This is a genomic window from Salinimicrobium gaetbulicola, from assembly GCF_042676025.1.
In the GTDB taxonomy this organism is placed as follows: domain Bacteria; phylum Bacteroidota; class Bacteroidia; order Flavobacteriales; family Flavobacteriaceae; genus Salinimicrobium; species Salinimicrobium gaetbulicola.
In genome coordinates, this window is the sequence record NZ_JBHTJP010000002.1 from 32836 (window position 1) to 53366 (window position 20531).

The window sequence follows — 20531 nt, forward strand, 5'->3', positions numbered from 1 at the left end:
TTTCTGGACTTTTAAACTAATTCATTTTGATTAAATTTCCGAAATTTACTAGAGGAATTTTCCGTTTTAAAAGAACTTTAAGATACATGGAGACATTAGATTATGGGATTATAGGGAATTGTAAAAGTTCAGCGTTGATATCCAGAAATGGGTCATTGGACTGGTGTTGTTTGCCTTATTTTAATTCGGCTTCGGTATTTGCCAAGATCCTTGACGAGAAGAAGGGAGGCCACTTTTGTTTTGAAGTGGATGACAGCTACAGCATATCTCAAAAATACCTGTGGAAGACCAACATATTATGTACTACTTTTTCAAGTGATGAAGCCGCTTTTCAGGTGATTGATTTTATGCCAAGGTATCCAAAGGAAACTGGGAATGGCGGATTTTATGCACCACCAGATATAATCAGGTATCTGTATGTCACGAAAGGAAATCCTAAAGTAAGGGTAGATTACAATCCGAAGCTTGATTATGCTAAGGAAAAGACCTACACCGAAAATCACCGTCATTATATAAAGAGTTTTACTAAAGAAGGGAAATATGACTCCCTTTACCTGTATTCCAGTCTTGACCTGGATATGATCCTCAATAAAGAAGAGATAACCCTTACCGGAAATGAATTTTTCCTCATGGGTTATCATGAGAAATTGGTCGAACAAAATCTTGAGAGGGCTTATTTGAAATTTCAGCGTACCAAGACCTACTGGATGGACTGGAGTGAAAAGACGACCAAGTTTCCCTATTATAATAATGAGATCAACCGCAGTGCCCTTGTCTTAAAGGCCCTAACCTTTGAAAAGACCGGTGCCGTACTGGCAGCTGCTACCACCTCAATACCTGAAACTATTGGAGAGGTTAGGAACTGGGACTATCGTTTTTGTTGGGTCAGAGATGCTTCCATGGTGATCAAAGTAATGGCCGGCCTTGGCCACTTGGGCTCGGCGCACGATTTTCTTCAGTTTATCATAGATATTATCCCGGATAAGGATGAGAAGATCCAGATCATGTATGGGATCAATGGGGAAAAAGCACTTACCGAGCATATTTTAGATCACCTGGAAGGATATAAAGGCTCCAAGCCGGTAAGGATTGGGAATGCGGCTTATATTCAGCGTCAAAACGATATTTACGGGATCCTGATGGAAGTGATCTTCCAGCAGTTCCTTCAGTTTGAAACGACTCTTGAGAATAGTGAAGTCCTGTGGACAATAACTCGGGGAATCGTTAGGATTGTTGAGGAGCACTGGAAACAACCGGATAAAGGGATCTGGGAGTTCAGGACTGAGGAACGACATTTCACGTTTTCAAAATTGCTTTGCTGGGTAGCTGTAGACAGAGCGGTAAAAATTGGAGAGATCCTTAGAAAAGGGATCAATGATCAAAAGTGGAAAGCGCTTCGACAGGAGATCTACGATGATATCTATGAGAAAGGTTGGAATGAGGAGATCCAGGCCTATACGCAATCATATGGCTCTAAAGATCTGGACGCCTCTACCTTGTTAATGGAAACTTACGGATTTATTAAAGCAAAAGATCCCAGGTTTGTTAGTACCGTAAAAGCAACCGAGCGGGAATTGTGCCATAATGGTCTCATGTTCCGGTATAAGAACAAAGATGATTTTGGAATTCCATCGTCTTCCTTTACAATTTGTACTTTCTGGTTGATCAACAGCGTTTATAAAATAGGAGAGAGGGATCGGGCAATTAAAATGTTCGAGGAGTTACTTTCTTATAGCAACCATTTAGGACTTTTCAGTGAAGATATTGACTTTGAGACCAAACGTTTGTTAGGGAATTTCCCACAGGCATATTCACACCTTGCGCTTATTGAAACCGCCATGAACTTTTCTCATGGTCTTACTGCAGAAGAGCGAATGAAAGCTATGGTCGATGAGGATGATTTTCTTTAATCACGACTCTTGACTGCGGAAGACTTTCAGGGTAATTTTCCTGAATGAATTTCACCAGGTGTTCCCTAATATATACCCGAAGGTCCCAGGCTGTAGGTGAATCGCTGGCGCTCATTAAGGCCCGCATTTCCATGGTCTTTTCAGTTACGTTGGTAACCTGGATCACATTTACCTTTTTATCCCATAGATCTGTGCTGTGAAGCAGCCGTGTAAATTCCTTCCGAAGTTCATCAATAGGAAAATTATAATCGGTGTAAATGAAAACCGTCCCAAGAATATCCGAAGAGTTTCGGGTCCAGTTTTGAAATGGCTTTTCAATAAAATAAGTAGATGGCAGTACCAGTCTTCGCTTGTCCCAAATATTGATCACCACATAGGTAAGTTTGATCTCTTCAACGCGACCCCATTCCCCCTCAACGATCACCACATCATCCAGCCTGATGGGCTGGGATATAGCGATCTGGATTCCCGCAAGTATAGCGCCAATCACCTTTTGAGCTGAGAGCCCCAGTATGATACCTGCAATTCCTGCTGAGGTAAGCAAGCTGACACCAATCTCCTTAATTCCATCGAAGGTAAGTAACGAGATTCCTATTGCGAACAAGATCACCACGAAAATGGCGATCCTCTCTATAATGTTGAACTGAGTATAGAATTTTCTTGCACGTAGGTTATCCCTTGTGTTGACATCAAATTGCTTTAAAAATCGATTTTTAGATATCCTTAATGCTATGATAATGAACCAGGTGAAGGTAAAAATAAGCATCAAGGATCTTAATTGCTTCAGAAGCGCTGCTGTAGTTTCATTTATTAAAAGTTGTTGATTTATCAGTCCGGCCTGTATCCCTATCGCCAGAAGCAATACAATAAGCGGGACCTTTATTCTGGTTGCAATATTATGAGGTAAGACATTGTGAGGATCTTTTCCTAATCTTTTTAGCAGGAAAAAAACCAGAAAATATGCAACAATTAGGACTATTATTGTGACAAGCACATACAGGTTTAGATTATCCATCCAGCTTTCACTTTGAGTAGTTATTGAAAGCTATAAAATGTAAGGCGGTTAGGCTGTTAAGAAAATACCAAAATAAAACGGGCCGCCCCAAGGGCGACCCGTTTGTCAGACTTAATTAATGCAAATTATTAAAAACAGTATTTGTTTTCTTCGATCACTTTATCTGCAATGGTGTTACGTAATTCAACTACGTTAGGCATGTTCTGATATTTAGTGAAACGCTTCAAGCCCATTAGCATCATACGTTGTTCATCACCTTCGGCGAAAGAAACAATTCCTTCTTTTGCACGGCTGTTGATGATATCTACTGCATGATATAAATATAATTTAGCCATCGCGATCTGTTCTTTTTGAGAGTCTTCTCCAAAACGCTTAGCATTCTTTTCAGTTCTTAGAATGGTAGATTCTGCCATATAGATCTCGATAAGAATATCTGCAGAAGCAAGAAGCAATTGTTGGTGGTCCTCAAGTTGAGGTCCGTATTTTTGAACTGCGCTACCGGCAACCATCAGGAATACCTTCTTAAGCTTGGCGATCATTTCCTTTTCTTCCGCGAACAATTCAGAATAATCTGGAGTTTCAAAAGATGGAATTCCGGTTAGCTCATCGGCTACCTTAGTAGCAGGGCCCAGAAGATCTACATGACCTTTCATGGCTTTCTTGATAAGCATACCTACAGAAAGCATTCTGTTGATCTCGTTGGTTCCTTCATAGATTCGGGCAATACGCGCGTCTCTCCATGCAGATTCCATTGGAGCATCGGCAGAGAAGCCCATTCCTCCAAAGATCTGGATACCTTCATCTGTACAGTTTTGAATATCCTCGGAAACTGCTACTTTCAGGATAGAACATTCGATTGCGAATTCTTCCACACCCTTAAGTTCAGCTTCCTGATGAGAAGCTCCTTCTTCCTTACGGATCTCAATTCTACTCTCAATATCTTTGGCCGCACGATATGAAGCTGATTCTCCCGCATAAGAAGAAGTAGCCATTTCAGCAAGTTTAGACTTAATTGCGCCAAACTGTGCAATAGGGGTTTTAAACTGAACTCTGTCATTAGCATATTTCACACCTTCAGTAATGGTTCTTCTTTGAGCGTCCAGACAGGCACCGGCCAGTTTGATACGTCCCACGTTCAGTGCGTTCATTGCGATCTTGAAGCCCTCTCCTCTTCCTGCAAGCATATTCTCAACAGGAACTTTTGTCTCGTTGAAGAATACCTGACGGGTAGAAGAGGAGTGAATTCCTAACTTCTTTTCTTCTTCCCCTAAAGAAATACCGTTTTCAGGGTCATATTCCACGATGAATCCGGTGATGTTCTTATCATCCTCAATTCTGGCGAAAACGATCATCAGGTTACAGAAACCTGCATTTGAGATCCACATTTTCTGACCGGTGATCGAATAATATTTTCCATCTTCAGAAAGAACCGCTTTTGTTTTCCCTGAGTTTGCATCACTTCCAGCACCTGGCTCAGTAAGAGCATAAGCCCCGAACCACTCTCCGGAAGCTAATTTTGGAACATATTTTTTCTTTTGTTCCTCAGTTCCGTAAAGGGTGATAGGCAAAGTTCCAATTCCTGTATGAGCACCAAAAGCAGTTGAGAAAGATCCAGTTGCACCTGAAATGTAATCTACTACCAACATGGTAGTTACGAAGCCCATTCCCAGACCATCGTATTCTTCAGGAACCGAAACCCCCAGGAATCCCATTTCACCTGCTTTTCTCATCAGCTCTTCTGTAAGCTGATAATTTTTCTTTTCAAATTCCTCTTTTTTCGGCCAGATCTCGCGATCTACGAATTCCTTCACCGAGTCACGCATCATTTTTTGCTCATCGGTAAAATCCTCAGGCGTAAATACGTTTTCTGCTTTTGTTTCCTTTACCAGGAACTGCCCTCCGCGAAGAAGGTCTTTCTTGTTATCTGTTTCTGTGCTCATTGTATTGATATTTGAAGTGAGACGTTAGATGGACAATCTCAATATGATTATTTTCTCTTTAGTTTTTTGGATTACGACAGGAATTCATAGACTCCTGCAGCACCCTGTCCTGTTCCTACACACATGGTCACCATGGCATATTTGTTTTTCAGGTCACGCTTGCGCATTTCATCAAAGATCTGAACTGAAAGTTTGGCCCCTGTACATCCCAGCGGGTGTCCCATTGAAATAGCGCCACCATTTGGGTTCAGTCTTTCAGGATCCAGTCCTAACTCTCTAATTACTGCAAGGGATTGAGAAGCGAAGGCTTCATTCAACTCTATAAGTTCAATGTCATTCAATTGAAGTCCCGCTTGTTTTACGGCTTTTGGAATAGCATCCACAGGTCCGATTCCCATAATTCTTGGTTCGACTCCCACAGCCGTATAGCTCACAAGTCTGGCGATTGGTTCAAGATTTAATTCTTTTACCATTTCCTCGCTCATGACCATTACGAAAGCTGCACCGTCACTCATTTGTGAAGAGTTTCCGGCAGTAACGCTTCCTCCGGCTTCAAACACCGGTCTAAGTTTACCCAGCACTTCCTTGGAAGTATCAGCACGAGGACCTTCATCTTTATTTACAGTGTAAGATTTGGTCTGTTTTTTACCATTTTCATCTACATAGGTCTGATCAACTTTTATTGGAACTATCTGGTCCTGAAAACGATCTTCAGCCTGAGCTTTTAAAGCTTTTTGATGAGAATTGAATGCGAATTCATCCTGGTCTTCACGGCTAACTTTATATTTCTGAGCAACTGCTTCCGCGGTTAGTCCCATTCCCCAGTAATAATCCTCATGGCCTTCTTTTGCCAGTTTATAATCAGGTACCGGTTTGTAACCACCCATTGGGATGTAACTCATGCTTTCTGCTCCTCCTGCAATGATACAGTCTGCCATCCCGCTTTGGATCTTCGAAGTGGCAATGGCAATTGTCTCAAGGCCAGATGCACAATACCTGTTCACCGTCATTCCCGGAACGTCCTTAATGTTCAGTCCCATTAATGAGATGAAACGACCCATGTTAAGACCTTGTTCGGCTTCGGGCATCGCGTTACCCACGATCACGTCATCGATCCTCTTCTTGTCAAATTCCGGAAGTTTGTCCATCATGTACTGGATGGTTTCCGCAGCTAGCTCATCAGGTCTTTTGAATCTGAAGACTCCTCGTGGTGCTTTACCTACTGCGGTTCTGTATGCTTTTACTATATATGCTGTTTTCATTTTTGTATTTTTTTAGATATTCGATTGAAAATGAGATCTATTAGAGCCTCATATCTAGTTTCTTAAAGGTTTTCCTTTTTTCAACATATGTTGTAACCTTTCCAGTGTCTTTCTCTCACCTGTTAAGGAAAGGAATGCTTCTCTTTCCAGGTCAAGAAGATATTGCTCACTCACATAAGAGTTTTCAGATAGATCTCCACCGGCCATTACATAGGCCAATTTGTTGGCGATCTTCTTATCGTGTTCGCTAATGTATTTTCCTGCAAACATTTGATCGGTTCCTACGTAGAATGCTCCAAGAGCTTGTTTTCCGAGAACTTTAATGTCTGTTCTGTGAATTGGTTTGGTATATCCATTTTCTGCCATTAGCAAAGCGTGCTTTTTAGCGATCGCTAGCTGACGATCTGGGTTTACCACTACAATGTCCTTTCCTTTTTGAAGGATATTGGTGTCAAATGCTTCATAGGCTGAGGTTGAAACTTTTGCCATACCTATGGTCAGGAAGTGCTCACGAAGACGATTTAGTTCCACGTCATCTTTTTGGAAAGTGTCGGCCGCGCGAACGGTCATTTCCTTGGAACCACCACCACCTGGGATCACTCCAACACCGAATTCTACTAATCCAATGTACGTTTCAGCTGCTGCGACCACTTTATCTGCGTGAAGTGAAAGCTCACAACCACCTCCCAGCGTCATCGCGTGCGGTGCGGCAACAGTTGGGATAGAGGAGTAGCGCATTCTCATCATGGTATCCTGGAAATATTTGATAGCCATGTTCAGTTCGTCATATTCCTGCTCAACAGCCATCATGAAGATCATTCCGATGTTTGCGCCTACAGAGAAGTTCTTTCCGTCGTTAGCGACAACTAATCCCTGGTATTCTTTTTCGGCTAAGTCTATTGCTTTATTCAGACCGTCAAGGACATCCCCGCCAATAGTATTCATTTTACTACGGAATTCTACGTTCAGGATTCCGTCGCCAAGGTCTTCTACCACCACACCACTGTTTTTGAAAACAGCTTTACTTTCTCGAATGTTGTCCAGGATGATGAAAGTGTCCTGTCCCGGCACTTTTACATGCTCCTTCTTAGGTATGTCGTAATAATAGGTATTTCCTTCCTTGACTTTATAGAAACTCTTGTTCCCTTTTTCAAGCATTTCATTCACCCAGGCTGCAGGTTCTTTCCCTTCAGCTTTCATGATCTCGATACCTTTCTCTACACCAACAGCATCCCAGATCTGGAACGGTCCATGTTCCCAACCGAATCCGGCTTTCATGGCATCGTCAATTTTATAAAGCTCATCTGTGATCTCAGGGATACGGTTTGAAGCATATGCGAACAGGGCGGCAAAATTCTTACGGTAGAATTCACCTGCCTTATCTTTCCCATCGATCAATACCTTGAAACGATCTTCCACCTTATCAATGGTCTTCGTCAATTCAAGAGTGGCGAAAGAAGCTTTTTTCTGAGGTCTGTATTCAAGAGTATTAAGATCTAAAGATTTGATCTCGCTTGAACCATCCTCATTTTTTATCTTTTTATAGAAACCTTGTCCGCTCTTACTTCCAAACCACTCATTTTCGATCATGGTGCTGATATAGTCAGGCATCGCGAACAGGTCATGTGCTTCATCTGATGGTACACCTTTATGCAGCCCGTTTGCTACATGTACCAAAGTGTCAAGTCCTACCACATCTACTGTTCTGAAAGTGGCAGATTTCTGTCTTCCGATAACCGGCCCGGTAAGTTTATCCACTTCCTCAATGGTCATATCCATTTCCTTTACCATATGGAAAAGGCTCATGATACTGAAGATACCTACACGGTTCCCGATAAATGCCGGAGTGTCTTTTGCAACTACTGAAGTTTTTCCAAGGAATTTTTCACCATATTCATTTAAGAACTCCAATACTTCGGCAGAAGTGTCTGGACCGGGAATGATCTCGAACAATCTCAGGTAACGCGGTGGGTTGAAAAAGTGAGTTCCGCAGAAATGCTTTTTGAAATCCTCACTTCGGCCTTCATTCATATGTTGAATAGGAATACCAGAAGTGTTTGACGTGATAAGGGTACCTTTTCTTCTGTGCTTTTCAAGGTTGTCAAAAACCTGTTTTTTAATATCAAGTCTTTCTACAACCACCTCAATGATCCAATCTGCTTCAGAAACTTTGGAAATATCATCTTCCAGGTTACCGGTCTTGATACGCTTGGCAAAATCCTGGTGATATATAGGAGAAGGTTTTGATTTTAAGGAAGCTTGTAAGGAATCATTTACAATCCTGTTCCTTACAGCTTTATCCTCAAGGGTAAGACCTTTCTTTTTTTCTTTGTCATTTAATTCTCTGGGAACAATGTCAAGCAATAATACCTCCACGCCGATGTTAGCGAAATGGCAGGCAATACCGCTACCCATAATTCCAGAACCTATTACTGCAACTTTATTGATTCTTCGTTTCATGTTGTTTGGTTATTTTTTGAACGGGAAATAGTGCCCGCTCTTCATTTATTGATTATATATTTTCTTTGAAGAGATAAGGTCCATGATCTTGTAGGCAACATTTATGAACTTGTCAAGATCCTCTTCAGGGATTTCTTTTTTTACAGCCTCATCAAAAGTGAGCACCACTTTCTTTGAGTAATCTCTCATCTCCTTTCCAAAAGGAGTAAGGTATATAAGTACGCTACGGCCGTCAACAGGGTTCTTTTTCCTTTCAATAAGTCCCTTTTCCTGCATAGTTTTCAAGGTGCGGGACAAACTGGTCGCTTCCATTCCCATTTTTGGTCCTAGCGATGTGGAGGGGGTGCCTTTTTCTGGATCTATGCTTAATAGAGCAAATCCTGTAGCCATCGTACTTCCTTCTTTACCGGCTTCTTCATTGTACATTTTGGCGATGGAGATCCAGGTTGCCCGAAGCACATAATCAATGGTCTTTTCTTTCATAAGAACCCAAAGTTAAAAAAATTTTGTTATGCACGCATAATAAAATAGGGGATTTTTTTCAACTTTTCATGTTCTCTAATAAATTTATGAGATTTAGGCAATTAGAAAACGATGTAGTCGTATAGTTTAACACATAATTAGTGAAAGTTCAAGTATTCGGTTTTAAGAAAATTCTGGAAACCCTTAAAATGTCTCTACAGTAAGGGCAAGTCTATTTTTATATCTTTGCAAATCTATTCTTGATACTGACTATGCTCAATTACCCTATTAAATTTAATCCTATTCTTAAGCAAAAGATCTGGGGAGGTGATAAACTGAAAACCAGATTGCACAAAACCTCTTCCAAATCAAATTTGGGGGAGAGCTGGGAAATTTCCGGATTAAAGGGGGGAACTTCAGTAGTTGAAAACGGCGTTTTAAAGGGAAGGGCTTTAAACGACTTGCTGGAAGATTATGGCGCCGGCCTGGTTGGCCAAAAGGTCTTTAAGGAATACGGGAATGAATTTCCTCTACTTATAAAGTTCATCGATGCGAAATCTGAACTGTCGGTGCAGCTTCATCCGGGAGATGAAATTGCTCGCAAACGTCATGATTCCTTCGGAAAGACCGAGATGTGGTACATTGTGGAGGCCGATGAAGGTGCAGAGATCAACATAGGCTTCGATAAAAGTATTTCTAAGAAAGAATATTTAGCTCATCTTGAAAATGGAAAAATTACCGATCTATTACATTTTGAAAAGGTAAAAAAAGGAGATGCCTTTTTCATCAATACCGGGAAAGTTCATGCGATAGGAGGCGGGGTGCTGCTTGCTGAAATTCAGCAACCGTCAGATGTTACGTATCGAATTTTTGACTGGGACAGAAAAGACGAACACGGAAATCCCCGGGACTTACACACCGCTGAAGCATTGGAAGCGATCGATTTTGAAAAAAAGGATGATTTCAAGTTAGATTATACCAGAGAGTATAACAATCCATCGGTAATTAAGAAGTGTAAATATTTCACTACCAATTTTCTTCCCATAACTCAAAATATAATAAGAGATCTTTCAAAAATCGATTCCTTTGTGATCTACATGTGTGTTGAAGGTAAGGCTGCTATTAGTGTAGATGGTAATTCCGAAGAGATCCAAAAAGGGCAAACCCTATTGATCCCTGCGAAAAATAAGTCAATAGAAATATCTTCGGAAAAGTCTGAACTTCTGGAAGTTTACATTGAACTTTAAGCCATATAGTTAAAATTGTTTCCGTGTTATATATCCTTTCAAGGGTGAATTTAGGGTTTATACCACATACCAACTTTTTTAGGTTCCCGATAAATGCTTTTTTAGTTGTTAATGATTTTTACAGGGTACGGTTTGTAATTTTCATTTGAAATGGGCAAAAAAAATGTCCGGAAGTTGTTTCCGGACATTTTTTTTAAAACTCTCTATCGATTAATATTTCTCGTAGATATTATCGTAGAGATTCTGGTATATTTTGATGATGTTTCTTCTCTTCAGTTTCATGGTAGGAGTAAGGTGATCTCCTTCAATACTCCAGACATCAGGAGTAAGTTCGAATTTTTTCACTTTTTCCCAGCTTCCGAATTTCTGATTATAGAAATCAACTTCTTCCTGGATTCGGGCAACAACTTGAGGATTAGCGATAAGTTCTTCATTAGACTCGCCTACCTCAATATGCTTGCGATGAGCCCATTCTCTCAAGAATTCAAAATTTGGCTGAATAAAGGCTGCCGGCATTTTTTCGCCTTCCCCAATGACCATGATCTCATCAATGAAACGAGACTGTTTCATTTGGTTTTCAATCAGCTGCGGAGCTACATATTTTCCGCCGGAAGTCTTGAACATTTCTTTCTTACGATCTGTGATCTTAAGGAAGCCGTCTTTGTCAAGTTCCCCAATGTCACCCGTATGGAAATATCCGTCACTGTTTATTGCCTCACTTGTTTTTATAGGATCCTTATAATATCCTTTCATAACATTAGGCCCCTTACAGAGGATCTCTCCGTCTTCGGCGATCTTCACATCTACGTCACTAAGTACCCTTCCTACCGTTCCAATTTTAAAACCGTGATTTCTTTGATCGTTCACAGCGATCACAGGAGAAGTTTCGGTTAAACCGTAACCTTCCATTACCGGAATTTCAGCTGCAGCAAAAACTCTGGCAAGACGCGGTTGCAGAGCAGCACTTCCTGAAACGATCAACTCAATATTTCCGCCTAATCCTTCTTTCCATTTTGAAAAGATCAGTTTACGCGCAAGGCTTAATTTAGTTTCATACCACCAGCCGTTCGCGCCGTATGGTTCATATTTTAATCCAAGTTCAACCGCCCAGAAGAAAAGTTTCTGTTTAATTCCACCAACGGTAGAACCTTTCGCGATGATCTTATCATATACCTTTTCAAGCAATCTTGGTACGGCAGAAATTACATGCGGCTTGACCTCTTTTAAGTTATCACTGATCTTATCAATTGATTCAGCGAAATGGACTGATACACTATAATACTGGTATAGATACAGGATCATTCTTTCAAAAATGTGACATACAGGCAAAAAGCTGAGTGCTACATATTCTCCAAATGTAAAAGGGACTCTTTCTGAACTTAAGAGAACATCACTTACAATATTCTTATGTGTAAGCATAACCCCTTTAGGTCTTCCGGTAGTTCCAGAAGTATAGATTAGTGTGGCCAGATCGTCTTCTTTAACGGCATTTTTTCTAGCTTCAACTTCCTCCTGGTTAGATTTATCTTCTCCCATTTTGACGATCTCTTCCCAATTATCACATCCCGGGATCTCATCAAAGGAATACACGCCTTTTAATGCGGTATTTGCTTTTATCTTGTTAAGCTTGTCCAGTATCTCTTTATCTGAAACAAAACAATAAATAGACTCACTATGATTGATCACATATTCGTAATCTTCTTCGGAAACAGTGGGGTAAATAGGCACATTCTGTGCTCCCAGCTGCAGGATCCCTATATCCATTACATTCCATTCTGTCCTGTTGGTTGAAGAGATCACGGCGATCTTATCGTGTGGTTGAATACCCAGCCTTAATAAACCGCGACTTACCGCATTGGCTTTATCAATATATTCCTGGGATGATAGGGCTTCCCATTTACCGTCACGCTTTGTTACCAATGATTTTTCCAATGGTGCATTTTCCAGCTGAAAGTAGGGGAAATCAAAAAGTCTTTTTATTTCAGTCATTTATTCATTTATTACTATACGTGTCGCAAAATAGCAAAAGAAGCAGCGAATTCAAATTGTATTTTTCAAAATAATGAAAATAAGCTTATTTATTTATCAAATTCATTCTTTTCTTAAAACCCAATTTTAAGACGGAATTTTTCTCAATGAAAGTATTCCCAGGTATTTAGAGTTCCGTCTGAAGGTTAATCTTTCAAGCTAAAACGACAATTAAAGATAAGAATTTGTATAGTTAATTGTTTGGAAGGCTGCAGGAACGGTATCTATCTAAAAATCAGGGTTTTTGCCTATTGTTTGTGTCCTGATAATCACATATTTTATATGGGCTTAAAAATCTCTCCGTGACCGGGCTCCCTGTTATCTTACTATCTGTTAGGTGGAAAAGACAGGTGTATAGAAAATTAACCATTCTAAATATTAATCAAAAACCAAAACATTATGAAAACAATGAAAGTGTATTTCATGTTTCTTGGCATCCTGGCATTTTTATTTACTGCCTGTAGCAAAGAGGAAACCCAGCCGGGCTCTGAAACCAGTAAAGCTACCTTGACTTTTGGCGCGATAGTTCAGGACCTGGCAAATAAATCTGCCAATAAGCAATCTATGGATGATATTCCCGCTTGCTCAGATGATGCTCCGGCATACGTTGAGATCATTCTTATGCAGGGAGATACAGAGATTGTAGGTACTATGGAAGATCCTTTCAGGATTGACCTCGTGGCCGACCAATTATTTACCCAGGATGTACCTGAACTTGAGCTTGATCCCGGGAATTATTCCCTGACCCATTTCGCGGTTTACAACTCAACCGGAGATCTAATTTGGATTGCTCCAAAAAATGGAGGTGTTCTGGCTGAATTCCTTGATAAAGTACTTCCTTATGACATTAGCCTTGGAGCAGGGGTGAAAAAATATGTAGATGTTTCGGTATTGTGTTTCGACGACCGGGATGTGAATCAATATGGATACCTTTTCTTTGAATTGGAGGCCACTAAGCTTTTCGAATTTTGCTTCTTTGTGAATTACTGCGATGAAGATGGTCGTCATTATCCTGCCCGCTATTCAGTAGATGTTTCAATTGATGGAGAGCTGGTGATAATGGGAGAAGTGAATACTACGGGCACAAATAGTGACGGGGATTGGTATGCTGAACCCTTATGTTTACAATTGCCTGACTTAGCTGAATTTGATGACGATGAAGAATACCTGGATTATACCATCACTTTACTTGACTGGGAAGGTGTGTATGATGCTGATGAAATGACCCTCTCCGGAAGTCTTAGCAGGGAAGATGTAATGGAAAACTTTGATGGTGATGATAACGTGGATTATGAACATTTAAGGTTTGGCTGTGAAGACGGTGATGGGGAATTGCCTGATGGAATCCCTGCTTTTGGAGATGCCACTTTCTCGAACCCTACAAATATTACCAATCCTTATTATGGACCGTCTGCTGACGCTTTCTATGAATATGAGGTTTATGAAGTTGAAGACGGGGAAATAGGGGAAGAGGCAGTCGAAACCATTTGGATCGAACGACGAACAGAAACCAAGGAAGTGATGGGGATTATGACAGTGATCCAGCATGATGTTGTGTACGTAGACGGAATAATAGTGGAAGATACAGATGACTGGTTGGCCCAGGATAATTCCGGAAACCTTTGGTATATGGGTGAACTTTCCAAGAATTATGATGAAATGGGAAATTTTATCGATGACGAAGGTTCCTGGGAAGCAGGTGTTGATGGTGCTCTTCCCGGATACTGGCTGCCTGCAGATCCTATTGTGGACCAATTCTATTACCAGGAATATTACCAAGGCGAAGCTGAGGATTATGCTGAAGTAATCGCTGTAGGGGAAACTGTTGAGGTGAATGGTGTTACCTATGAAAATGTTTTGAAAACCCGCGACGTTAATCCATTTGAACCGGAAGTCTTTGAATATAAATATTACGCTTCAGGAACCGGTCTCATAAAAGAAGAAGCTTATGAAGACGGAGAACTTGTAGAAATAGTTGTTTTAACAGCTATCGCGATGGAATAATTGTTCTCCTGAATGAATAAAAAAAGCTCCTGATCTTTGCGGTCAGGAGCTTTATGTTTTAGGGATATTATTGGTGTTTTTCCAACCATTTTCTGGCGTTCACCAAAGCTTCTACCCATGGAGAAACTTCGTCACTTCTGTGTTTTGGATAGTGAGCCCAGTTCCAGGGGAAAGTAGATCTTTCCAGGTGAGGCATCATGGCCAGGTGTCTTCCGTCATCACTTACGATCATTGCCGCATTGTGATGCGAACCATTTGGGTTGGCAGGATAATCATCGTATCCATACTCTCCTATGATATTGTAGCGCTCTTTCTCATATGGGAAACTGAATTTTCCTTCTCCGTGGGCAGCCCAGATTCCCAGCCTGCTTCCGGATAATGAATGCATCATTACCGAATTGTTTGCTGCGATCTCCATGTTGGTGAAAGTACACTCGAACTTATGAGATTCGTTGTGCAGCATTTTTGGCTTTTCTTCATGGTCAGGGTGAATTAAACCGAGTTCCATAAATAGTTGACATCCGTTACAAACTCCCAGTGACAGCGTGTTTTCTCTCGCGAAGAAATTGTCAAGCGCCGTTTTGGCTTTTTCGTTGTATAGGAAAGCTCCGGCCCAGCCTTTTGCACTTCCCAGTACATCTGAATTGGAGAATCCTCCAACCGCTGTGATGAACTGAATGTCTTCCAGGGTTTCTCTTCCCGTAATTAGGTCGGTCATGTGAACGTCTTTCACGTCAAAACCGGCAAGATCCATGGCGTAAGCCATTTCTCGTTCAGAATTTGAACCTTTCTCACGAATGATGGCAGCCTTTATTCTTGGTTTTGAAGGATCGATCTTCGGAAGTTTTCCGTCGAAGTTCTCGGGGAATTTAAAATGCAACGGCTGCTTCGCGTAATTTCTGTAACGCTCTGCCGCGATATCTCTTCCGCTTTGTTTCTGGTCTAATAGGTAAGAAGTCTTTGACCAGGTATCGCGCAAGGCAGGGATATTGAATTCCAGTTCCTCTTTTCCGTTTTTAAGACTAAGGGTCTCGCCGGAAGTTACTTTTCCTATTTTTAAATATTCAACCTTGTTATTCTCTAAAATGTCTTCTACGGAAGCATTTTTAGACTGGAATACAATTCCGCAGTTCTCCGCGAAAAGCATTTTTACAGTATCTGTTTCGTTTAATCCTGAAAGATCTAAATTGGCAGCAAGATCAACATCGGCAAAACACATTTCCAAAAGGGTAGTGATCAATCCTCCTGAAGCCACATCATGCCCCGCAAGGATCAGGTCTTTTTTGATCAACTCCTGCATTGCATTGAATGCAGTCGCGAATTTTTTGTCATCCTGAATTGTCGGAGCTTCGGTTCCCACCTTATTAAGGATCTGTGCAAAAGAAGAACCTCCCAGTTTAAAGGAATCCTGAGATAAGTTGATATAATAAATGTCTCCCCCGTCTTTTTGAAGGACCGGTTCAACCACTTTTGTAATATTATCGCAGTGTCCCGCCGCAGAAATGATCACCGTGCCCGGTGCCAGCACGTTCCCGTCTTCGTAACGCTGTTTCATGGAAAGGGAATCCTTTCCGGTAGGTACATTTATTCCCAGGGAAATCGCGAAGTCTGAAACTCCCTGCACGGCTTCGTATAATCTCGCGTCTTCTCCTTCATTGTTACAAGGCCACATCCAGTTTGCAGAAAGTGAAATAGATTTCAATCCTTTTTCAAGAGGTGCCCAGACAATATTGGAAAGTGCTTCGGCAATTGAATTTTTAGAACCTGCAACAGGATCGATCAGAGCAGAAACAGGGGAGTGGCCAATTGACGTGGCGACTCCTTCTTTTCCTTTATAATCCAGGGCCATTACCCCGCAGTTGTTCAAAGGTAATTGTAACGGCCCGGCAGTTTGTTGTTTGGCAACCTTTCCGGTCACACAACGGTCAACCTTATTTGTTAACCAGTCTTTTGAACCAACGGCTTCAAGTTGTAATACCATGTTGAGGTACTCATGAAGATCCTCCTCATAATATTCAAGACCGGCATATTTTCTGTCGATCGTCTTATCTTTCATGATCATCTTTGGAGAACTTCCAAACATATCACCCAGCGCCAGGTCCATTGGTTTAGCACCTGTCTTTTTGCTTTCAAAGGTGAACTGTCGATCTTCGGTCACTTCTCCAACAGCGTAGAGAGGAGTTCGTTCTCTCTCGGCGATCTTCTTCATGGTCTCAAGATCTTTTTCAGAAATGATCAATCCCATTCGTTCCTGAGATTCATTTCCTATAATTTCCTTAGCGGAAAGAGTAGGGTCTCCCACAGGTAATTTGTCAAGGTCGATATTTCCTCCTGTATCTTCTACAAGTTCGCTCAGGCAATTCAAGTGTCCTCCCGCACCGTGATCATGGATCGAAACGATCGGGTTTTTATCTGCTTCTACCATTGCGCGAATAGTGTTCGCTGCACGTTTTTGCATTTCAGGATTGGAACGTTGGATGGCGTTCAGCTCAATTCCGCTGCTGAATTCTCCTGTGTCGGCGGAAGAAACCGCGGCTCCACCCATTCCGATTCTGTAATTTTCTCCTCCCAGCACTACGATCTTATCTCCTTTTTTAGGAACGTCCTTGATCGCCTGGTCGGCTTTTCCGTAACCAATTCCTCCGGCCATCATGATCACTTTGTCATATCCAAGGGCACGGCTGTTCTCTGAATGCTCAAAAGTAAGTACAGACCCCGTGATTAGAGGCTGCCCGAATTTATTTCCGAAGTCTGAAGCTCCATTAGAAGCCTTGATCAAAATATCCATTGGAGTCTGGTACAGCCAGGGGCGTTCAGGAAATGCTTTTTCCCACGACCTGTTCTCTTCCAGGCGGGAATAAGAAGTCATGTAAACGGCGGTCCCCGCAAGCGGCAAAGAACCTTTTCCTCCTGCAAGCCTGTCGCGAATTTCACCCCCGCTGCCGGTAGCAGCACCGTTGAAAGGTTCAACAGTAGTAGGGAAGTTATGGGTTTCAGCTTTCAGGGAGATAACCGAGTCAAAATCTGACTTTTTATAGTAATCAGGTTTATCAGCTGTTTTAGGCGCGAATTGCTCCACCCTCGGGCCTTTTACGAAAGCCACATTATCTTTATATGCAGAAACTATTTCGTTCGGATTTTCTTCCGAAGTTTTTCTAATGAGTTTAAACAGGGAAGCTGGTTTCTCCTTGCCATCTATCACAAAGGTCCCGTTGAAGATTTTATGGCGGCAGTGTTCAGAGTTCACCTGTGAAAATCCGAAGACTTCAGAATCTGTAAGGTTTCTTCCTATGCGTTCAGCAAGTTTTTCAAGGTATTGAACTTCTTCGGCATTTAAAGCCAGCCCTTCTTTTTCGTTATAAGCAGCAATGTCTTCAACCTCAATAATAGCCTCCGGCTCAATATCAATGGTAAATATCTTTTGGTCAAGACCGTCATATTTTTGAGACAGCATAGGGTCAAAATCGTGATAGTGCTCATCGACCTTATAAAACTCCTCGATACGCCGAATACCTTCAATTCCCATATTCTGGGTGATCTCCACGGCATTGGTACTCCAGGGAGTAACCATTGCGGCACGGGGACCAACAAAAAAATCTGCCAGGGCAGATTTCTCTAAGTATTGTGCGTTTCCAAAAAGCCAGTCTAATTTGGCAATGTTTTCAGCCGAAAGTGATTTATACGTCTCTACCGCATAAACCTTGTTAGGATGATTTCCGAAGAATAGGATCATTCTGGGATAGTTTTGTGTTGTTGAGGCGCAAATTTACATTTTTTTTGAATGATATGCAGGCCAGCTTGAATCAAAAAAGCCTCAAATTTACCTCTTTGAAAAAGGTGAATTTGAGGCCTGGAATATTAGTTCTTAGAATTATTTCTTTTCCAGCAGGGCCATGTAAAATCCGTCAAAACCGGTTTCACTTGACAGGATCTTTTCTTCCTTTTTAAGGCTGAAACTCTTTCCTTCTTCAGATTTTAGGAATTTTTGTACCTGTTCCTGGTTTTCTGAAGGGAGGACAGAACAGGTGGCGTACACCAATTTTCCGCCGTCTTTAACGATCCTGGAGTATTGTTTTAGAATTTCTTCCTGGGTTTTCTTTATGTTCTCCATGAACTCCGGTTGCAGTTTCCACTTGGCATCAGGGTTACGGCTAAGAACACCAAGTCCGCTACAGGGAGCATCAATTAGAACACGGTCAGCGCTTCCGTAAAGTTTTTTTATCACTTTAGAAGATTCAATTTCCCGCGGGTCAATATTATGAGCTCCGGCACGACGGGCACGTCTTTTTAATTCCTTTAGTTTGTTGCCATAAATATCTGTCGCTACCAACTGACCTTTATTTTCCATTAAGGCCGCCAAATGAAGGGTTTTTCCCCCGGCACCAGCACAGGTGTCAACCACGCGCATTCCCGGTTCCACTTCAAGGAATTCAGCCACCTTTTGCGATGAAGCATCCTGTACCTCAAAAAAGCCGTTTTTGAAGGCTTCTGTTTTGAAGACATTCGCACGCTCCTTTAGCCGTAAAGCGTCAGGATATCCGGCGATGGATTCGGTTTCGATTCCTTCTTTCTGAAGTTCTTTCTGAAGTTTCTCCTTCGTGGTCTTTATAGTGTTGGTCCTTAAAATTACAGGTGCCTGCTCGTTCAAAGCGTGCAATTCCTTCTCCCACAATTCTTCTCCCAGTTCTTTTACTCCCAATTCATCCAACCAGTCCGGAACAGATTCACGGTATTTCCTGATCTTGCTCAACTCATCAAATTTTCCTTTGATACGTCGGGTAGGGGTAGGTTCTATTTGTTTCCAGTCAGGCAATTCAATACCTCGTAAAGTCGCCCAAACCGCGAATAATCTGAATAGATTCTCTCTTGAATAAGGCGCTTTTACTTCGGCTATTTCAGAATACAGCCTTTTCCAGCGTACTATGTCGTACGTGGTTTCGGCAATAAAGCTTCTGTCTCGAGAGCCCCAGCGTTTGTCGCGTTTCAGGGTTTTCGCGATCACCTTATCGGCATAACCCCCTTCATTAAAAATTTCTCCAAGTGCATCGACGGTTGCGAAGACCAGATTCCTGTATAAGCGCATAAAATTTGTTTAAAGCTGCAAAGGTACGGTTTTTTGACTTCGGAAAAATCTATCTTTACAGGCAAATTCTTAATATGAGAAAACTATTTTACCTCTTTGCACTTAGTTTAATTGCTTGTAATTCAAATGAAAAAGAATCGAAGCAGCCTTCGACTTTTTCTGAAGTGGATATACAAACGCTTCTGGAAGACTCGGTAAGCATCAGGGCGATCGAAATTATGGGTGGTGGTGTGGCTTTCGCGGGCTCCAACGGATATTACGGATTTTATAATTCCGCAGAGAATCAGGTTAAAATAAACCGCCAGCAACATGATTCGCTTTATCCTGAATTCAGAGCTGTGGCTTCCACTGCCAATGATTTTTTCATGTTAAGTGTTGCAAATCCGGCATTGTTGTATAAAACCGGGGAAAGCGGTCAGATGGAACTGGTCTATAAAGAGGAGAACGAAAAAGTTTTTTATGACTCCATGACCTTTTGGAATGATGAGGAGGGAATTGCCATGGGTGATCCTGTGGAGAATTGTCTTTCTGTAATCATAACCCGGGACGGAGGGAATTCCTGGAACAAATTATCCTGTGACCAACTGCCTGAAGCAGCTGAAGGGGAAGCGGCTTTTGCAGCAAGTAACTCTAATATCGCCGTAGAAGGAGATAATACCTGGATCATTTCGGGAGGGATGAAATCAAGAGTGTTCTTTAGCCCCGATAAAGGTGAAACCTGGGAAGTTTTTGAAACCCCTTTGGTTCAGGGTGAAAGTACGAAAGGTGCCTATTCATTAGACTTCTATGATGAAAATAATGGGATCATGATTGGAGGAGATTATACAGCTCCTGAAGGAAATACCGCGAACAAGGCCATTACGAAAGATGGTGGGAAGACATGGACTTTGATCAGTGATGGTAAAGGACCCGGCTATAAGAGCAGTGTTCGTTTTGTGCCTGGGAAAGATGCCAAAGAAATTGTTGCCGTGGGATTTACCGGAATTTCTTATTCTTATGACGGAGGTGAAAGCTGGGACGAACTTTCCAGGGAAGGATTTTATACCATCAGGTTTCTTAACGATTCAATTGCCTATGCAGCCGGAAAGAATAGGCTCGCAAAGCTTAGGTTTAAATAAAA

12 protein-coding genes are annotated in these 20531 nt (G+C 41.6%); 4 read left to right on the forward strand and 8 right to left on the reverse strand.

What is annotated here, in order from left to right; genetic code table 11:
• The first annotated feature begins 86 nt into the window (after positions 1 to 86).
• A complete protein-coding gene (locus ACFQ1G_RS00190) occupies positions 87 to 1910 on the forward strand; it encodes a glycoside hydrolase family 15 protein (protein WP_380736209.1) in 1824 nt (607 codons plus the stop codon).
• Here the strand turns inward: ACFQ1G_RS00190 and ACFQ1G_RS00195 are convergent.
• From ACFQ1G_RS00195 to ACFQ1G_RS00215, 5 genes are all read right to left on the reverse strand, one after another.
• A complete protein-coding gene (locus ACFQ1G_RS00195) occupies positions 1882 to 2925 on the reverse strand; it encodes a mechanosensitive ion channel family protein (RefSeq protein ID WP_380736210.1) in 1044 nt (347 codons plus the stop codon). The two genes, ACFQ1G_RS00190 and ACFQ1G_RS00195, sit on opposite strands and share 29 nt — an antisense overlap.
• Positions 2926 to 3053: 128 nt before the next feature.
• Entirely contained in the window at positions 3054 to 4865 is a 1812-nt protein-coding gene (locus ACFQ1G_RS00200) for an acyl-CoA dehydrogenase family protein (protein WP_380736211.1), read from the reverse strand.
• A gap of 71 nt (positions 4866 to 4936) precedes the next feature.
• Positions 4937 to 6127: an acetyl-CoA C-acyltransferase gene (locus tag ACFQ1G_RS00205; RefSeq protein WP_380736212.1), complete on the reverse strand. Its 1191-nt coding sequence runs from the start codon at positions 6125 to 6127 to the stop codon at positions 4937 to 4939.
• A gap of 54 nt (positions 6128 to 6181) precedes the next feature.
• Positions 6182 to 8587 (reverse strand): 3-hydroxyacyl-CoA dehydrogenase NAD-binding domain-containing protein, encoded by a 2406-nt coding sequence (locus ACFQ1G_RS00210; RefSeq protein ID WP_380736213.1) that lies wholly within the window; start codon positions 8585 to 8587, stop codon positions 6182 to 6184.
• Between the two features lie 45 nt (positions 8588 to 8632).
• The gene (locus tag ACFQ1G_RS00215; protein WP_380736214.1) at positions 8633 to 9070 is read right to left on the reverse strand and encodes a MarR family winged helix-turn-helix transcriptional regulator; all 438 of its coding nucleotides are present in this window, start codon (positions 9068 to 9070) and stop codon (positions 8633 to 8635) included.
• A gap of 239 nt (positions 9071 to 9309) precedes the next feature.
• Between ACFQ1G_RS00215 and ACFQ1G_RS00220 the strand changes: the two genes are divergently transcribed.
• Positions 9310 to 10296, forward strand: a complete 987-nt coding sequence (locus ACFQ1G_RS00220) for a type I phosphomannose isomerase catalytic subunit (protein WP_380736215.1) — start codon at positions 9310 to 9312, stop codon at positions 10294 to 10296.
• Between the two features lie 210 nt (positions 10297 to 10506).
• Here the strand turns inward: ACFQ1G_RS00220 and ACFQ1G_RS00225 are convergent, their stop codons facing one another.
• Positions 10507 to 12285 (reverse strand): AMP-dependent synthetase/ligase, encoded by a 1779-nt coding sequence (locus ACFQ1G_RS00225; protein WP_380736216.1) that lies wholly within the window; start codon positions 12283 to 12285, stop codon positions 10507 to 10509.
• Positions 12286 to 12723: 438 nt separating this feature from the next.
• Here ACFQ1G_RS00225 and ACFQ1G_RS00230 point away from each other — a divergent pair, with 438 nt between their 5' ends.
• Positions 12724 to 14328, forward strand: coding sequence for a hypothetical protein (locus ACFQ1G_RS00230; RefSeq protein WP_380736217.1), 1605 nt, complete (start codon positions 12724 to 12726; stop codon positions 14326 to 14328).
• Between the two features lie 67 nt (positions 14329 to 14395).
• On the opposite strand, the gene purL is transcribed toward ACFQ1G_RS00230, so the two are convergent.
• Complete coding sequence (gene purL, locus ACFQ1G_RS00235) at positions 14396 to 18061, reverse strand: phosphoribosylformylglycinamidine synthase (protein ID WP_380736218.1); 3666 nt, start codon at positions 18059 to 18061, stop codon at positions 14396 to 14398.
• 138 nt (positions 18062 to 18199) lie between these two features.
• Complete coding sequence (locus ACFQ1G_RS00240) at positions 18200 to 19411, reverse strand: RsmB/NOP family class I SAM-dependent RNA methyltransferase (RefSeq protein ID WP_380736219.1); 1212 nt, start codon at positions 19409 to 19411, stop codon at positions 18200 to 18202.
• 74 nt (positions 19412 to 19485) lie between these two features.
• Between ACFQ1G_RS00240 and ACFQ1G_RS00245 the strand changes: the two genes are divergently transcribed.
• Positions 19486 to 20529, forward strand: a complete 1044-nt coding sequence (locus tag ACFQ1G_RS00245) for a WD40/YVTN/BNR-like repeat-containing protein (protein WP_380736220.1) — start codon at positions 19486 to 19488, stop codon at positions 20527 to 20529.
• The last annotated feature ends 2 nt before the right edge of the window (positions 20530 to 20531 follow it).